The organism is Rhizobacter sp. P2_H2, from assembly GCF_056403375.1.
Window position 1 is genome coordinate 1 of sequence record NZ_JBFUFP010001032.1, and the last position, 1,914, is coordinate 1,914.

Sequence of the window (1,914 nt, forward strand, 5' to 3'; positions counted from 1 at the left end):
GTCGATGACGACGAACTCGAACTCGGTGCGCCAGCCGTCGAGCAGCGCGGCGAAGCGGCGGCTCGACAGCAGCTCCAGCGGATCGCCCGGCACCAGCCCGGCGGTCAGCAGCGACATCTGCGGCAAGCCGTGCACCGGCTGCAGCAGCGGCAGCTCGCCCTGGCCCAGCGCCTGCGCGAGGCCATGCCGGTTCGCCGCGCCGAACAGYTGGTGCTGCTGCGGGCGCCGCAGGTCGGCATCGACCAGCAGCGTCGGGCGGCCGGTCTGCGCGAACGCGATGGCCAGCTCGGCGGCCATCAGCGAGCGGCCCTCGCCCGGGTTCGGACTGAGCAGCGCGACGATGCTCGCGCGATCGACCGATTCGCGCCGCAGCAGCAGCTCGGTGCGCAGCGCACGCATGGTCTCGCAGCGCGGGTCCAGCGGGTCGTGGGCCATGATCAGCCGGTCGTCGGGCGCGGCCCGGCGCTCGATCACCGGGCGCAACTCGGGGCGAGGTTCGGACCGCAGTTCGGCATGCACGGCCGGCAGCGGCAGGTTCGATGCAGCGGCGGCGATCATGAAGCGCTCCGCATCGGCAGCCGCGCGAACTCCGTCAGCACCGGAATGCCGTGCTGCCGCTCGACATCGTCGCGGCAGCGCACCCGCCGGTTCGTCAGCGCCAGCAGCAGCGGGATGCCGAAGCCGAGCAGCACCGCCAGCACCGCGCCGAGCGCGAGCACCAGCCGCACGCGCGGCGTGGTCGCGGCCACCGGCGGCAGCGCGCGGCTCACCACGCCGACGTTGGGGCCGCGGTTGTCGCCGGCGAAGAGGATCTGGTCGTAGGCTTCGAGCGCGCGCTTGTAGACGACCTGGGCCGAGTCGAGCTCCAGCTGGTACTTGGCCGCCTCGTCCTGCAGCAGGCTGCGATTCGCGACCCGTGCGCGCTGCGTGCCCATCGCCTGCTGCAGCCCCTGCTCGACGCGGCTCGCGACGACGAAGCCGGCGTTCAGGTTGCGTGCGTGGTTCTGCAGCGTCGCGGCCAGCGCGCGGCGCGTCGATTCGAGCTGCAACTGCGCGTCCAGCACGTCCGGGTGCAGCGGCGTGTACAGCCGGTTCAGCTGCGCCAGGCGCGCCTCCTGCACCGCGAGCTGCGCGGTGAGTTGCTGCGCCTGCGCCGACGCGAGCACCTGGTCGCTGCTCGACGCCTCCTGCCCGGCGCGCGCCTGGGCCAGGTTGCGTGCGCTCTGCGCAGCGAGCAGGCGATCGTCGAGCGCGGCCAGCAGAAGCACGTCGACCTTGCTGTCGTTGCCCTCCTCGATCAGGCCGTTGCGCTGGTGGAAGGCGCTCAGCTGCCGCTGCGCGTCGTCGACCTTGGTCTTCAGGCCCGCCAGCTGCCGCGCATGGCGCGCGGCGCGCTCGCCCGGCGCTGCCGCGCCGCGCAGCGCATCCTGCGCCTTGTAGACGTCCACCACGGTGTTGGCGACCCGCGCGGCTTCGACGGGATCGGGGGCCGCATACGTCGCGTAGATGAGCTGGCTGCCGCGCTGGCTCTGGTAGATCGACAAGGCCTTGCCGACCCGCGCGGCGGCCCAGTCGCGCAGCGTGCCGCTCTCGCCGCGGTAACCGCGCCGGTAGTGCGGGTCGTCGGTCAGCGCGAGGCGGTCGACCACCTCGAGCAGCACGGCCGGCGTCTGCATCAGCTCCACCTGGGTCGCGATGTAGCTGCCGACCTGCCCGACCGGCAGGTCCTTGCCGTTCGACGGGTCGTTGACCTCGTAGTTCACCATCAGCGACACGGTGGCCAGGTAGCTGCGCGGCCAGAAGCCCAGCGCGAGCCCGGTGAGCGACAGCACCAGCAGCACCACGCCCAGGCCCAGCCACCGGTAGGCGCGCAGCATCGCGAGGATCTGCACGACCGACAGCCCCGGATGCACC

The 1,914-nt window shown here is 72.8% G+C and carries 2 protein-coding genes; both read right to left on the minus strand.

Annotation, left to right across the window (positions count from 1 at the left end; genetic code table 11):
* On the minus strand, positions 1–558 hold a 558-nt coding region (locus AC1D15_RS29665), incomplete at its 3' end, for a CpsD/CapB family tyrosine-protein kinase (protein ID WP_477828843.1).
* Positions 555–1,914: GumC family protein (locus tag AC1D15_RS29670; protein WP_477828844.1), on the minus strand; the 1,360-nt coding region annotated here is incomplete at its 5' end. The genes AC1D15_RS29665 and AC1D15_RS29670, both read right to left, overlap by 4 nt.